The sequence below is a fragment of the Devosia equisanguinis genome (assembly GCF_900631955.1).
In the GTDB taxonomy this organism is placed as follows: Bacteria; Pseudomonadota; Alphaproteobacteria; order Rhizobiales; family Devosiaceae; genus Devosia; species Devosia equisanguinis.
On the sequence record NZ_UZWD01000025.1, the window covers coordinates 218612 to 233153 of the forward strand.

9 protein-coding genes and 1 rRNA gene are annotated in these 14542 nt (G+C 62.2%); 8 read left to right on the forward strand and 2 right to left on the reverse strand.

The window, feature by feature from the left end; genetic code table 11:
- Nucleotides 1-63: 63 nt before the first annotated feature.
- A complete protein-coding gene (locus DEVEQU_RS10585; RefSeq protein WP_126150532.1) occupies nucleotides 64-1284 on the reverse strand; it encodes a hypothetical protein in 1221 nt (406 codons plus the stop codon).
- A gap of 166 nt (nucleotides 1285-1450) precedes the next feature.
- Between DEVEQU_RS10585 and DEVEQU_RS10590 the strand changes: the two genes are divergently transcribed.
- The 7 genes from DEVEQU_RS10590 to DEVEQU_RS10620 all read left to right on the forward strand — a co-directional run bounded on the left by DEVEQU_RS10590 (nucleotide 1451) and on the right by DEVEQU_RS10620 (nucleotide 11367).
- Nucleotides 1451-2716 carry an aspartate kinase gene (locus DEVEQU_RS10590; protein WP_126150533.1) on the forward strand — a complete coding sequence of 422 codons (1266 nt, stop codon included), beginning with the start codon at nucleotides 1451-1453 and terminating at the stop codon, nucleotides 2714-2716.
- Between the two features lie 68 nt (nucleotides 2717-2784).
- Nucleotides 2785-5052: a phosphoenolpyruvate--protein phosphotransferase gene (ptsP, locus tag DEVEQU_RS10595; protein WP_126150534.1), complete on the forward strand. Its 2268-nt coding sequence runs from the start codon at nucleotides 2785-2787 to the stop codon at nucleotides 5050-5052.
- Nucleotides 5053-5151: 99 nt separating this feature from the next.
- A complete protein-coding gene (gene prfA / locus DEVEQU_RS10600) occupies nucleotides 5152-6228 on the forward strand; it encodes a peptide chain release factor 1 (protein ID WP_126150535.1) in 1077 nt (358 codons plus the stop codon).
- A 23-nt stretch (nucleotides 6229-6251) separates the two neighbouring features.
- Nucleotides 6252-7103: a peptide chain release factor N(5)-glutamine methyltransferase gene (prmC, locus tag DEVEQU_RS10605; protein ID WP_126150536.1), complete on the forward strand. Its 852-nt coding sequence runs from the start codon at nucleotides 6252-6254 to the stop codon at nucleotides 7101-7103.
- Between the two features lie 329 nt (nucleotides 7104-7432).
- Nucleotides 7433-8062: a DUF4167 domain-containing protein gene (locus DEVEQU_RS10610; RefSeq protein ID WP_126150537.1), complete on the forward strand. Its 630-nt coding sequence runs from the start codon at nucleotides 7433-7435 to the stop codon at nucleotides 8060-8062.
- Nucleotides 8063-8259: 197 nt separating this feature from the next.
- A complete protein-coding gene (gene clpB, locus DEVEQU_RS10615) occupies nucleotides 8260-10875 on the forward strand; it encodes an ATP-dependent chaperone ClpB (protein ID WP_126150538.1) in 2616 nt (871 codons plus the stop codon).
- Nucleotides 10876-11025: 150 nt separating this feature from the next.
- On the forward strand, nucleotides 11026-11367 hold the full coding sequence (locus DEVEQU_RS10620) for a VOC family protein (RefSeq protein ID WP_126150539.1): 342 nt from the start codon (nucleotides 11026-11028) through the stop codon (nucleotides 11365-11367).
- Between the two features lie 60 nt (nucleotides 11368-11427).
- On the opposite strand, the gene DEVEQU_RS10625 is transcribed toward DEVEQU_RS10620, so the two are convergent.
- A complete protein-coding gene (locus tag DEVEQU_RS10625) occupies nucleotides 11428-13392 on the reverse strand; it encodes a M23 family metallopeptidase (protein ID WP_164550348.1) in 1965 nt (654 codons plus the stop codon).
- Nucleotides 13393-14276: 884 nt separating this feature from the next.
- Between DEVEQU_RS10625 and DEVEQU_RS10630 the strand changes: the two genes are divergently transcribed.
- Nucleotides 14277-14542 (forward strand): 16S ribosomal RNA (locus DEVEQU_RS10630); the annotation flags it as partial.

The following is a 14542-nucleotide window of genomic DNA, read 5'->3' on the forward strand; positions in this document are numbered from 1 at the left end:
ACCTCTCCACCCCCTCGCGGGCAAGGCGCTCCGTGTCGCAGCCCTATTGGCTGGACTTGTAGGTCATCCAGTTGTGGAGAATATAGGTGAATCCGGTCTGGATCTGGTTGTTGTCCGGCATCGGCATGGCGGGATTGGCGGCGCTGGAAACGAAGAAGCGATAGGACTGGTTGGCTGAGTCGGCCAATATGGTGTCGAGCGCTTCCTTGGGGAAGACGAAACACGGCCCGCCGATGCAGGTCTCCTCGGAAACCTGCGCGGTAAAAACCTCGCATCGTCCAACCAGTCCTGGCTGCGAATGTAGGAAAAGCTGGTCGTTTGCTCGGGGCTGAGCTTATTGGGATTGGCGAGCACTGTCAGCGAACCGCTGGCCAGCAGCGTTCTGGCGTTCTCTCCCCAGGTCATGGCCAGCAATTCACCCTCTGGTGTCGAGGCGAAGATCAGGTTCACCGGTCCGGTCCCCTCGAGCGTCTCGTAGGCGCCGGGAATGTCGATGAGTTCATAGCGGGTCGTGCCATTGCCATCGACCATCAGGTCAATGGCGGTGTCATTGGGCAGATAGGCCGAGCGCACCCGGTAGCCGGCTTCGCCGGCGGTCAGGTCGAACAGCATGGCATCAATGATGCGGGTTGCGTCCTTGCGCAATGCTTCCACATAGACGCCGTCGTCAGTAAGGCCATAGGCCTCCAATTCGGCCTTCATCTCGGGGTCGTCATCCCACATGCCGGCAAGGGGGTTTGAGTCGTCGTCCTTCTGGGCGGCCTGATTGTACCTGATCTGCGCCTGGCTACGGGCATAGTCGACAAAGCGCGGCCAGGTCTCGCCGTAGAGTGGCGAGATCATTGCCTCGTAGATTTGCGCGGCCTGGCGCTGTTCGTCACTCAACCCGTTGCCGTCGAAGGCGATGATCAGATCCGAATAGATGAGGATGGCTGTCAGTTCGCGCAGCTTGAGGATGAAAGGCGCCGCCTTGGCTTGGTAGGCGCAGTCGATTCCTGCCGCCTTGGCCCGCCCCGCTTCGGCGAGCTTCTCATAGGCAGCCAAATATTCCCCGTCATCGATCTTGCCGCTATCATGGGCCGCGGTAAACCAGAGGGGGGCCAGCAGATTGAGTTCCACATTGCGCATGGTGCTGAGTTCGAAATAGCGCAGGAAGTGGCATTGCGCGTCGATGGCGCGCGCTGTGTGATAATCGATGAAAGCTTGTTCGGCGGCATCCTGTGCTGCGGCAGGGGCCGCAAGGGCTACACAAGAGGTCAGGGCAAGGCAGAGGCGACGCAGCATCGGCTAATCTCCGGAAGAGTTTAGACCCTGCCGCAGCTTTTCCCACCAGGCACCCCGCATATGAGGGGTGCGCCAGCAATGACCATTGATTGCGCTGCCGCTTTATGGCATGTCCCCGCCCGATTGAAAGCGTACCGCCGGGTTCGGCGGAGGACCGGGGAAGCAAGTGGCCCGTATCGTCGTCAAGTTCGGTGGCACTTCGATGGCCAGTGTCGAACGCATCCGCCATTCCGCCCGCCACATCAAGCGCGAGGTGGAGGCCGGCAATGAGGTGGCCGTCGTGGTTTCGGCCATGAGCGGCAAGACCAATGAGCTGGTCGGCTGGGTCAACGAGGCCAGCAAATTCCATGATGCGCGTGAATATGACGCCGTGGTCGCTTCGGGCGAGCAGGTGACGGCCGGGCTCATGGCCATCGTGCTCAGCGAAATGGGCATTCAGTCGCGCAGCTTTGCCGGCTGGCAGGTGCCGATCCACACCGACGACGCCCATGGCGCCGCGCGCATCGTCGATATCGACCCGACCGAGCTCGACAAGCGCATGAAGGCGGGCTGGGTGCCTGTCATCACCGGCTTCCAAGGCATCTCGCCTCAGGGCCGCGTCACGACGCTGGGTCGGGGTGGTTCCGATACCTCCGCGGTCGCTGTCGCCGCCGCCGTGGGCGCGGATCGCTGCGATATCTATACCGATGTGGACGGCGTTTACACCACCGATCCGCGCATCGTGCCCAAGGCCCAGCGCATGACCCGCGTTTCCTTCGAGGAAATGTTGGAAATGGCCTCGCTCGGCGCCAAGGTGCTGATGATCCGCTCGGTCGAGATGGCCATGGCGCACAAGGTGCGCCTGACCGTCCGCTCCAGTTTCGATGACCCGGACGCGCCGCAGATCGCGCCCGATGGGACCCCCGGCGTTCCGGGCACGCTTGTCTGCGATGAGGATGAGATCATGGAAAAGCAGATCGTTTCGGGCGTGACGCTCGCCAAGGCCGAGGCCAAGATCACCCTGCGCGATGTCAAGGACAGCCCCGGCGTCGCCGCTGCCATTTTCGGCACGCTGGCCGACAAGGGCATTATTGTCGATATGATCGTGCAGAATATCGCCGATGATGGCGCCACCACCGATATCACCTTCACCGTCCCGGACAGCGAATATGACAAGGCCGTCAAGGCGCTGGAAGACAATGGCGGTCGCTTCGAATATGCGCGCCTTTCCGGCTCGCGCGGCGGCGCCAAGGTCTCCGTCGTGGGGGTGGGCATGCGCAGCCATGCCGGTGTTGCCGCCTCGATGTTCAAGGCGCTTGCCGACAAGGGCATCAACATCCAGCTGATCACGACTTCGGAAATCAAGACCTCGGTATTGATCGATGAAGAATATGCCGAGCTTGCGGTTCGGGCTCTGCACACCTATTACGGTTTGGACAGACAGGACGCCTGATCCCGCGCGCAAGCCGGGGCCGCGTCCTCAGACAAGGGGGGCGGCTTTGCGGGCTGCCTGACGAGGCGATGGTGACGACCATAGGCGGCCCGAGGGTGCTCCTGCGGCAATTGCGCGAGACGATGGCGGAGCCCCTGGCGTCGCAGGCTCGTCTCGACAAGATCGTCTCTCTCATCGCCGAGAACATGCGGGCCGATGTCTGCTCGTTCTATGTGTTGCGCGACGACGGCGCGCTCGAACTCTTCGCCACCAAGGGCCTCAAGGCCGAATCGGTGCACCTCACCACGCTGCGGCTCGGCGAGGGGCTGGTCGGTCTCATCGCCGCCGAGGCAGAGCCGCTCAGTCTCGATGATGCGCCCAGTCATCCCGGCTTTGCCTATCGCCCAGAAACTGGCGAAGAAAAATTCAATTCCTTCCTCGGCGTGCCGGTGTTGCGCGCCGGGCAGACCCTGGGCGTTCTCACCGTCCAGAACGCCGAGCGGCGTCATTATGGCGAGGACGAAACCGAGGCCATGCTGACCACGGCCACGATTTTGGCCGAGATGATCGCTACCAGCGATTTCGACAATCTGATCAAGCCAGGATCGGATATCGATCTCAGGCGGCCCCGCATGTTCAACGGCGTCAGCTTCACCGACGGAATCGCGCTGGGCAAAGTGGTGCTGCACGATCCTCGCGTGGTCGTGACCAATTTCATCGCCGACGATACCGATGCGGAAAAGCTGCGGCTGGATGCGGCGCTGGCCTCGATGCGCGTCTCCATCGATGCCATGCTCGACCATGGCGACATGCAGCCCAGTTCGGACCATCGCGAGATCCTCGAAACCTATCGCATGTTCGCCAATGATCGGGGCTGGGTGAACCGGCTGACCGAGGCCATCGACAACGGGCTGAGTGCGGAAGCTGCGGTCGAGCGGGTTCAGAACGATACAAGGGCGCGCATGCTGCGCCAGACCGACCCCTATATTCGTGACCGGCTGCACGATCTCGACGATCTGGCCAATCGGCTGTTGCGCGTTCTAACCAATACTCATCAGCCGGCGCAGCGCGAGCTGCCCGACAATGCTGTTCTCGTGGCCCGCAATATGGGCCCGGCGGAACTGCTCGAATATGATCGCAAGAAGCTGCGCGGCGTGGTGCTGGAGGAGGGCGGTGCCACCGCCCATGTGGCCATTGTCGCGCGCTCGCTGGGCCTGGTCGCCGTCGGCCAGGCCGAATCGATCGTTTCCATGTGCGAAACCGGAGATGACATCATCATCGACGGTTCGGCGGGCCAGGTGCATTTGCGGCCGACGCCAGAGGTCGAGCAGACCTATGTGGACAAGGTGCGTATTTCCGCCAAGCGGCGCGCGCATTACGCAGCGCTGCGGGAAAAGCCCAGCGTCACCCGCGACGGGGTTGATATCACCCTGCTGCATAATTCCGGCCTTGTCGCCGACCTGCCCATGCTGGACGATACCGGGGCAGAGGGCGTTGGCCTGTTCCGCACCGAATTGCAGTTCATGATCGCCAGCCGCCTGCCCCGGCTCAAGGAACAGGCCGAGCTCTATGCCGAGGCCATGGGCATTGCCGGTGATCGCCCCATCGTTTTCCGCCTGCTCGATATCGGCGGCGACAAGGTGCTGCCCTATTTGCGCGCCACGGCGGAGGAAAATCCGGCCATGGGCTATCGCTCGATCCGCCTGGGGCTGGATCGGCCGGGACTGTTGCGCACCCAGATCCGGGCGCTCCTGCAAGCCGCTAAGGGACGTCCGCTCAAGGTGCTGGTGCCCATGGTCACCGAAACCTTCGAGTTTCTCCTGACCAAGCAGGTCATCTCTAAGGAAGTCGACCGCCTCAAGCGTGCCGGCCATCCCGTGCCCTCCAGGCTCGAAGTCGGCGCCATGGTGGAAGTGCCATCGCTCTTGTTCGAGCTCGACCAGATCATGCCGGAAGCCGATTTCGTCTCCATCGGCTCCAACGATCTCGTGCAGTTCCTGACCGCGGCCGACCGGGCCAATCCGCGCGTCTCCAAGGCCTATGATCCCATCGCCCTGCCGCGTCTGCGCGCCATTCGGCTCGTCGTCGATGCCGCCGCGCGCCACGGCAAGCCGGTCACCATGTGCGGTGAGCTGGCCGGCAAGCCGATGGAAGCCTTGGCATTGATGGCCATCGGCATGACGCGTCTCTCGATGGGGCCGGCCTCGATCGGTCCGATCAAGGAAATGATCCTCAATCTCGAGCTCAAGCCCATTCAGGACGAGATCGCCAAGGCGCTCGGCGCCGGGGCCAATGGCCAGAGCGTACGCGCCCTGCTGACCCAATGGGCCGCCAAGCAGAACCTGCCGCTGGGTTGATGACGGCGGTCGGTCAGGCGTCGCGCCGGCCAGACAAGACTTGAACTTGCTCCGCTCGGTCTTTACAGCCAGCCGCATAGCCGCCGGAAAGACTGCATCATGCCCTCACTGCCCCAGGACAAGCTCGACGCGCTGGAAATGCGCTTCCAATATATCGAGGCGGCCCTGTCCGGGGGTGCGAGCCAGGACGAGTTCGCCAAGCTCTCCAAGGAGCATTCCGACCTCTCCCCGATCGTGGGCGAGATCACGGCCTACAAGAAGGCCGTGAAGGATCGCGCCGAGGCCGAAACCCTGCTCAAGAGTGGCGACAAGGAAATGGCCGAAATGGCGGCCGCCGAAATCGAAGAGCTCGACGAGCGTATCGAAGCGCTGTTCCAGTCGATCCGTATCCTGCTGCTGCCCAAGGACGAGGCCGACGAAAAGTCGATCATTCTTGAAATCCGCGGCGGTACGGGCGGCGACGAGGCGGCTTTGTTCGCCGGCGACCTCTTCCGCATGTATGAGCGCTATGCCGCCAGCCATGGCTGGAAGGTAACGGTGATGGAAGAAAGCCCCGGCGAAATGGGGGGCTTCAAGGAAATCATCGCCAATGTCACCGGCAAGGGCGTCTATGCGCGGATGAAATACGAATCGGGTGTGCATCGGGTGCAGCGCGTACCTGCCACCGAGGGTTCGGGGCGCATTCACACCTCTGCCGCCACCGTGGCGGTGTTGCCTGAGGTCGAAGACATCGACATCGAAATCCGCGACCAGGATATTCGCATCGATACCATGCGCTCGTCCGGTGCCGGCGGGCAGCACGTCAATACCACCGATTCCGCCGTGCGCATCACCCACCTGCCCACCGGTCTGGTGGTGACCTCGAGCATGAAAAGCCAGCATCAGAACCGCGCCGAAGCCATGCGGGTGCTGCGGGCGCGGCTTTATGAAATCCAGCGCGAGGAGCGCGACAGTGCCCGTTCCGCCGATCGCAAGAACCAGGTCGGTTCCGGCGATCGCTCCGAGCGCATCCGCACCTATAACTTCCCGCAGGGAAGGGTGACCGACCACCGCATCAACCTGACGCTCTACAAACTCGATAAAGTCATCTCGGGCGAAGCGCTCGACGAGCTGATCGAAGCGTTGATCACCGAAAACCAGGCGGCGCAGCTTGCCGCCATGGAGGCGATCAACTGAGCGAGCCGATCAGCGTCGGGGCCTTGTGGCGCGGCTGGCGCGACGTCCTGGGCCGGCTCGGCTTCGAGACCGCGGCGCTCGACGCCAAACTGCTTGCCGGCCATGTGATGGGGATGGATAGCCTGGTGCTCGCCACCCATGAACAGCGTCCGGTTGATGAGGCCGAGGCGATGCGTCTGGCCGAACTGATGCAGCGCCGTATGACCGGTGAATCGGTGGCCCGTATCATTGGCGAGCGCGAATTCTATGGGCTGGCCTTCGGCCTCAATGCGGCGACGCTCGAGCCGCGTCCTGACACCGAATTGCTGGTCGATCTGGCGCTCTCCGCCTTGCCGGCGGGCGGGCGGCTGCTCGACCTGGGCACCGGCACGGGCTGCATTTCCATTTCGATCCTTGCCAACCGGTCCGACGCTTCGGCCTTGGCGACCGATATCAATCTCGAGGCGCTGATCATGGCGCGGCAGAATGCCGAGCGGCATGGCGTTGCCTGGCGGCTCGATTTTGCGCGCGGTGACTGGTTCGGGGCGGTGCCGCCGGGGGAAGCGCCGTTCGATCTCATCGTCTCCAATCCGCCCTATATCGTCTCTGGCGTCATCGAGACGCTCGCCACCGAGGTGAAGCAGTTCGATCCGAAGCTGGCGCTCGATGGCGGGCCAGATGGGTTGGCCCCCTATCGCATCATCGCCGCCGAGGCGCCCAGGTTCCTGCGGCCCGGCGGGCAGGTGCTGGTCGAGATCGGCTATGACCAGGGCCAGTCGGTCGCCGAGCTGTTTGGGCATGCTGGCCTTGCCGACATAGTGGTTCACAAGGACCTGGGCGGGCTTGATCGTGTGGTTTGCGCGCACCATCTGCAGAGCCAGATCAGCAGGCCATAGGGCCGCGTTTCACTTTGTGCTGGTCAAGAGCCTGCGAAGCGGTTAGTTTGCAGGCGCTGTCAACGGCGCATCATGGGCGCCGCAGCGACCATACCCGATGATTGAGTGGCTGCCAGAGGCAGCGCGGCTGCGGTGATCCGGAGCGACGCGTAGGGTGGGGCGGATATTTCCGACAAGGTCGTTGCCGACCGCATACGGTCTTCATGAAGCCAGTTTACACCCTGTATGGCTGCCTGTGTCAGTCCGCAGGGCCGGGGCCCGACCGGATTTGACGATCCGGCCCGCTCCAGATGTCACGCTTAACTTCTAGAGTTCGACAAAGCGACCCTATGAGACCCAATAATCAGAATAAGAACCGGCAGCGTGGCCGCAATGGCGGGCGCAAGCATGTTAATCCGCTGTCGCGGAACTATGAGAGCAACGGCCCGGACGTGAAGGTCCGTGGCAATGCCGCTCATATCGCCGAGAAATATCTGCAGCTGGCCCGCGACGCGCAATCGTCCGGGGATTCGGTGATGGCGGAGAACTATCTCCAGCATGCAGAGCACTATTTCCGCATTGTCTCCTCTGCCCAGCAGGCCATGAACGGCCAGCGTGAAGGCCAGAGCCAGGACGATAATGATTTCGACGATGACGTGTCCGAGCTGAACTCACGGTTCTCCTCGCCGCAGCCGGTGCAGCAAGTCCAGGCCCATGAAGCCGAAGACGATGCAAGCCAGCCCGCGCCGCAGCCCGTGGCGGCCGAGACGACGTCTGCGCCCGCCGCCGCTGGTGAAGAGGCTGCTGCAGCCCCCGCCGATGGTGAAGCTGCGCCGCGCAAGCCGCGTGAACGCCGCCCGCGCCGCCGCCGCCCGGCCGGTGGGGAAGGCGCTGCCGACCCTGCCAATGCGCCGCAGCCCGATGTCGGCGAACTACCGGCATTTCTCACGGCTGGCAGCAATGCCAACGCCGCCGAATAAGGCAAAAGCATCAAGGCCGGGCCCAGCGCCCGGCCTTCGCATTTTTGGGTCACGTCCCCTTCAACTCATCGCGTGCCGCCCCATATATCGGTCAGTGGGAACGCGCGCTGCTTGGTCAGGCGTTGTTGCCAACGACGCTTCCGACGCCGTGACGGTGCCTTGATGGGCCGGCTGGCGGGCGAGACAAGGAGAGTTGCATGAATATAGAGAAATATACCGAGCGGGCCCGCGGCTTCATTCAGAGCGCGCAAACCGGCGCCCTCGGCAAGGGCCACCAGCAGTTCGCGCCCGTCCACCTCTTGAAGGTGTTGATGGATGACGACCAGGGCATGGCCAGCGGGCTGATCGAACGGGCCGGCGGCGATCCCAAAGCCGTGCGGGCCGGTGTCGAAGCCGCCCTCAACAAGATTCCCAAAGTGTCAGGCGATGCCGGCCAACTCTATTTGAGCCGCGAGCTGGCCAAGGTCTTCGATACTGCCGAGCAGGCAGCGCAGAAGGCCGGCGACAGTTTCGTCGCGGTGGAGCGCTTGCTCCTGGCGCTGGTCATCGAAAAGGACAGCGATGCCGGCAAGATCCTGGCTTCGGCCGGCGTGACGGCCCAGGGCCTCAATGCGGCCATCGAGGCGATCCGCAAGGGCCGCACCGCCGATTCTGCTTCGGCCGAGAACGCCTATGATGCGCTCAAAAAATACGCGCGCGATCTCACCGAAGACGTGCGCCAGGGAAAGCTCGATCCGGTGATCGGCCGCGACGAGGAAATTCGTCGGACCATCCAGGTGCTGAGCCGGCGCACCAAGAACAATCCCGTGCTGATCGGTGAACCCGGCGTCGGCAAGACTGCCATCGCCGAAGGCCTGGCCATCCGCATCGTCAATGGCGACGTGCCCGAATCGCTCAAGAACAAGAGCCTTCTGGCGCTCGACATGGGGGCGCTGATTGCCGGCGCGAAATATCGCGGCGAGTTTGAAGAGCGGCTCAAGGCGGTGCTCAACGAAGTGACCTCGGCGGAGGGGCAGATCATTCTGTTCATCGACGAGATGCATACGCTGGTCGGTGCCGGCAAGGCGGATGGGGCGATGGATGCTTCCAACCTGCTCAAGCCCGCTCTGGCGCGCGGCGAATTGCATTGCGTCGGCGCGACCACGCTCGACGAGTACCGCAAGCATGTCGAGAAGGACCCGGCGCTCGCCCGTCGCTTCCAGCCTGTCTTTGTACCCGAACCGACCGTGGAGGATACGATCTCGATCCTGCGCGGCCTCAAGGAAAAGTATGAGCTGCATCACGGCATCCGCATCGCCGACTCGGCGCTGGTGGCAGCCGCGACGTTGTCCAACCGCTACATCACCGACCGCTTCCTGCCCGACAAGGCCATCGACTTGATGGACGAGGCGGCAGCGCGTCTGCGCATGGCCGTGGATTCCAAGCCCGAGGCCCTCGATGAGCTGGATCGCAAGATCATGCAGCTCAAGATCGAGCGCGAGGCGCTGAAGAAGGAAAATGACGACGGGTCCCGCACGCGGCTCGAACGGCTCGAACACGATCTCTCGGGTCTTGAAGAGCAGGCCCAGGTGCTGTCGGCCAAGTGGATGGCCGAAAAGGAGCGCCTGCAAGGTTCGACCAAGATCAAGGAAGAGCTCGACGCGGCCCGCTCGCAGCTGGAAATCGCACAGCGCCAGGGCGATCTCGCAAAGGCGGGTGAGCTGGCCTATGGCGTCATTCCCGAACTCGAGAAGCGCTTGAAGACCGCCGACGATCCGGATGGCGATGGCAAGCCGGATCCGCTCATGGCCAAGGAAACCGTCGAGCCCACCGACATTGCGCAAGTGGTGTCGCGCTGGACCGGCATTCCGGTCGACCGCATGATGGAAGGCGAACGCGAGAAGCTTCTGCACATGGAAGGCTCGCTTGGCGCCCGCGTTATCGGTCAGTCCGAGGCCGTCGCTGCCGTCGCCAAGGCAGTGCGGCGGTCCCGGGCAGGCCTGCAGGATCCAAACCGGCCGATCGGCTCGTTCATGTTCCTTGGGCCCACCGGTGTCGGCAAGACCGAGCTGACCAAGGCGCTGGCCCAGTTCCTCTTCGATGACGAGACCGCCATGGTGCGGCTCGACATGAGCGAGTTCATGGAAAAGCACTCGGTGGCCCGGCTGATCGGGGCTCCTCCGGGCTATGTCGGCTATGACGAGGGCGGGGTGCTCACCGAAGCCGTGCGGCGTCGGCCCTACCAGGTGATCCTGTTCGACGAGATCGAAAAGGCGCATCCGGATGTGTTCAATGTCCTCTTGCAGGTGCTCGACGATGGGCGGCTGACGGACGGGCAGGGGCGCACGGTCGATTTCCGCAATACGGTCATCATCCTCACCTCGAACCTGGGCGCCGAATATCTCGTCGACCTCAAGGACGGGGAATCGGTGGAGCTGGTGCGCGGCAAGGTGCTCGATATGGTCAAGGCGGCCTTCCGGCCGGAATTCCTCAACCGCATCGATGAAATCCTGCTGTTCCATCGTCTCGGTCGCGAGCATATGGGCTCGATTGTCGATATCCAGTTCGGACGGCTCGAAAAGCTGCTCAAAGATCGCGATATCGCCCTCGAACTCACGCCGCGGGCACGCGAATGGCTCGCCAATGAAGGATATGATCCCGCCTATGGTGCCCGTCCGCTCAAACGCGTCATTCAGCGCGAGGTGCAGGACGAACTTGCCGAAGAGATTCTCTCCGGGAAGGTCACCGACGGCACGCGGGTGCGGGTCGATGCCGACGAGGAAGGCATTGTTTTGCTGCCCGGCGGGGACGCTGCGGCAAGCGAGGCAGCCTGATCCACAAGGGGGCCGGTCGAAAGACTGGCCCCCACTTCATTACATGCGGAAAATCTATGCGCCGGCTATTCCCGTGCGCGCAAGACTCGACTAGAACATAACGGGAACAATGCATGGCGCCGACACGGCGCCCCGTTATGGAGACCCGGCATGGCCGATCAACTCGACTATATAGAATTTCCCTCGACCAACCGGGCGAAGACCAGCGACTTTTTCCGCGACGCTTTCGGCTGGGCAATGATCAGCTATGGTCCCGATTACGACGCCTTGGATGGCGCTGGAATCGATGGTGGCATCGATCAGGCTGAGGAGCGCGTTGCTGTGACCATGGCGGTGGTGCGGACCGACGATCTCGACGCCGCCGAGGCCCGCGTTATTGCTGCAGGTGGCGTGCTGACCCGCAGCCAGTTCGACTATCCGGGCGGAAGGCGGTTTCATTTCCGCGAGCCGGGCGGCAATGAAATGGCCGTCTATGTGACAAGGGACGAATAGGTCGGCGGGATCGGGCCTGGTTACGACAGGGCCCGACCATCGCCTTTGCTCGCCGCGGCCCTAATTGGCCTGGGCGACGCTGACAGGGGCGGGATCGCGCGCCATCAAGTCGTTGATCTGAGCCATGGTCTGCTCGAACTCGCCGCGATATTGCTGGGCCAGCACATTGTCCTTGGGCAGCTTGACGCTGAGCGGATCGACGAGATTGCCATTGATGAGGACTTCGAAATGCAGGTGCGGGCCGGTCGACTGGCCGGTTGAACCGACATAGCCGATCACCTGGCCCTGCCGGACCTTCGACCCCACGCCCAACCCATCGGCATAGCGAGACATATGGCCATAGGCGGTCTCGTAGCCGTTGACGTGCTGGATCTCGACCTTGTTGCCGTAGCCGGACTGCCATTTGTAATAGGTGATGACGCCGTCACCCGCTGCATAGATGGGCGTGCCGGTTGGCGCGGCCAGATCGACGCCGGTATGCAGGCGCCGGGTCTTGAAGATCGGGTGGATGCGGTAGCCGAAGCGCGAGCGCAACGTGCCCCCACCTTCCAGCGGCCGACGATTGAGGAAGCGCTTGCCCGTCTCGCCATCGGGATCGAAGAAATCGACGGTGCCGTCCGGGGTGGTGAAGCGGTAGAGCTGCCGCTTGGTGCCGCCCAGATTGAGGCCGACATAAAGCAGTTCCGGTTCGGCATCGGGCGTTGCCGCGGTCTCGAGGATCTCGATGGTGTCGCCGGCAGTAATGCGTTTGGTCATGTCCACGTCATAGGCGAACATGCCGATGATGCGCTCGATAGTGTCATTGTCGAGATCGTGCTTGCGCCCGGTCTCCCAGATGGAGCGATAGACGGTGGGCAGATTGCCCACATTGATCTGCTCGACATCTTCCTCGGGAAACTCCACCCAGTCCGGCTGCAGGCCCACCACATATTGACCGGTGTCCGACAGGGCGACGGTGGCGATATGGCGGTCGCCTTGCGTGCCGTCGGGTCGGTAGATCGACATGCGATAGGGCACGAGGCTGTTCGGGTCGCTGGTCAGCGGGCCGTAAAGGATACGTAGCCGGATCCCGGCCGGCAGGCCGCCGGCTGGAATGAGATTGGCGAGGGTATTCTCCACCATGACCACCTGGGCCGAGGTAAAGCCGTTGCGCACCAGGGTGTCGGCCAGCGGCCCGACCTCCCGCACGGTCAGAAAACGCTCGGTACGGCCCTGGCCCTTGTCGGCGCCAAGCGTCGACTTCGGCATCACCGTGACGTTTTCGGCAATACCGGTCAGAAGATTGTCGGCGACCCCGGGGGTGGGGCTGTTATTGCTCAGGCCAAAGGATGCATAAGCCAGTGCCTGGGGCGGACCGTCCGTGAAGAAAGTGGCTTCGGCGACACCGCGCACGAATTCGGCGGCCGACTGATCCGAGATCGAGCGGGTCGGCACGAAATTGGCCGGCATCGCCGCCTGGCGCACCGCTACCTCGCCATCGACATCAGTGCCATAGACATCGGTCGCAATATCGAGGCTTGCAACCTTGAGTGGCTGCGTCTTGTTGAGAATGGCTACGGGATCATAAGCCGGCGCATCGGCGGAGAGCGAAGTGGCCGTGGTGGCCAGCGTGGCACGGATGCGGGTGAAGGGCTGGTTGCGGATGATTTCGCGACCATCGACATTCTGCCGGATCGCAGCCTCGATGATTTCGAGGTCGGAACGGGTGGCCGCGATGGGACGCAGGCGCGAGGACTTCGCCATTATGTCGGTGGCGGTCGGCTGTTCGATGCGGGGGGCAGCCAGTTGTAGTGCGGCATAGGCGGTCGAGAAGGTGTCTTGCCCCTGGAAGGACACATAAAGCGCGGCGCCCATAAGAAGAACAGAGGTCAGGCCAGTCATCACGGTGCCGCTGAGCCAGGCGAAACTGAGTTCGCGGCCCTGGGGGATCTCGCCATCCGTGGATTGAACCGTCAGAGCCGGGCTGTCTTCAAAGCCGGCGGCGCGCAACATGGCGACCTGACGACGTCTCTGCGTTGAATTCAACGTGCCATCCTTGACCATTATAGAGTGACAGAGGCCGGCACGGCGTGGTGCAGGGCTTTGTCGCGGCGACTCTATAGCATCGCAAGAGAGGCTGATCGGAGAAAAATGCGGCAATTGTGGGAGATTCGCCGAGATAGTTCGCCAGGTCAGGCCGTGTTCACGCTGGCGGCTTGAAAAAACGCATCCTCGCCCCCATTTTGTAGAGGCAGCCGGAACCACCTTAAATCTCGGGCGTTTCAGTCGAGTTTCCCACAGTTGCACCCTGCCGGACGAAGCGAATTTGTCGTTTTTGTCATGTTGGGGGTTTACAGGTTCGGGGGTGTTCCCTATAACCCGCTCATCGCTGAAGAGCGCGACGCCAGACGGCGGCGGGTTACGAAGCAAGCCACTGAAATTGAAGAGTAATTTTCGGTTTCGGGTTTTCAGTTTCCGGGTTGTTCGAACTGGTTTTGAACGAAACGAAAAATGAAAATAGGGTGTTGACAGACTTAAGCGTCTCGACTACAACCCGCCACGCTGACGACGCCGAGCACCAACTGCTCCCACAGTTCAGCGATCTCTGACAGGGCAGATGATCTGCCGGGCAACCGGTGATAAGATCATGTTTCCCTGAAGGAATTCGGAAGCACAGGCTTCCCATGACGTTTCAGCCGGCGACGGCGTTAGGTCAGCTCTTTGACATTGTGAAGATAGAAGAAAGAGAAACGTGGACGGCGAGGTTCTTGCGAACTGCAGCTGGGGTTTACTCCGGTTGTGGTTGTAAAAGACTTCGATGGGTGCACGTTTCTGAGGTACACTCTTAATATGCGCTGGTTTCGGCTAGCGCGATTGATGTGTGTCCTCGTCAAACGCAAATGTGCATCTAGCGACAATAGTCAGATTTCAAACTTGAGAGTTTGATCCTGGCTCAGAACGAACGCTGGCGGCAGGCTTAACACATGCAAGTCGAACGCCCCGCAAGGGGAGTGGCAGACGGGTGAGTAACGCGTGGGAATCTACCCAGTTCTACGGAACAACAGTTGGAAACGACTGCTAATACCGTATACGCCCTAAGGGGGAAAGATTTATCGGAATTGGATGAGCCCGCGTTGGATTAGCTAGTTGGTGAGGTAATGGCTCACCAAGGCGACGATCCATAGCTGGTCTGAGA

Bases quoted from the DNA above. Each gene is read 5' to 3' on its own strand.
- DEVEQU_RS10585 (WP_126150532.1), bottom strand. From the start codon at position 1,284: ATGCTGCGTCGCCTCTGCCTTGCCCTGACCTCTTGTGTAGCCCTTGCG.
- ptsP (WP_126150534.1), top strand. From the start codon at position 2,785: ATGGTGACGACCATAGGCGGCCCGAGGGTGCTCCTGCGGCAATTGCGC.
- prfA (WP_126150535.1), top strand. From the start codon at position 5,152: ATGCCCTCACTGCCCCAGGACAAGCTCGACGCGCTGGAAATGCGCTTC.
- DEVEQU_RS10610 (WP_126150537.1), top strand. From the start codon at position 7,433: ATGAGACCCAATAATCAGAATAAGAACCGGCAGCGTGGCCGCAATGGC.
- clpB (WP_126150538.1), top strand. From the start codon at position 8,260: ATGAATATAGAGAAATATACCGAGCGGGCCCGCGGCTTCATTCAGAGC.
- DEVEQU_RS10620 (WP_126150539.1), top strand. From the start codon at position 11,026: ATGGCCGATCAACTCGACTATATAGAATTTCCCTCGACCAACCGGGCG.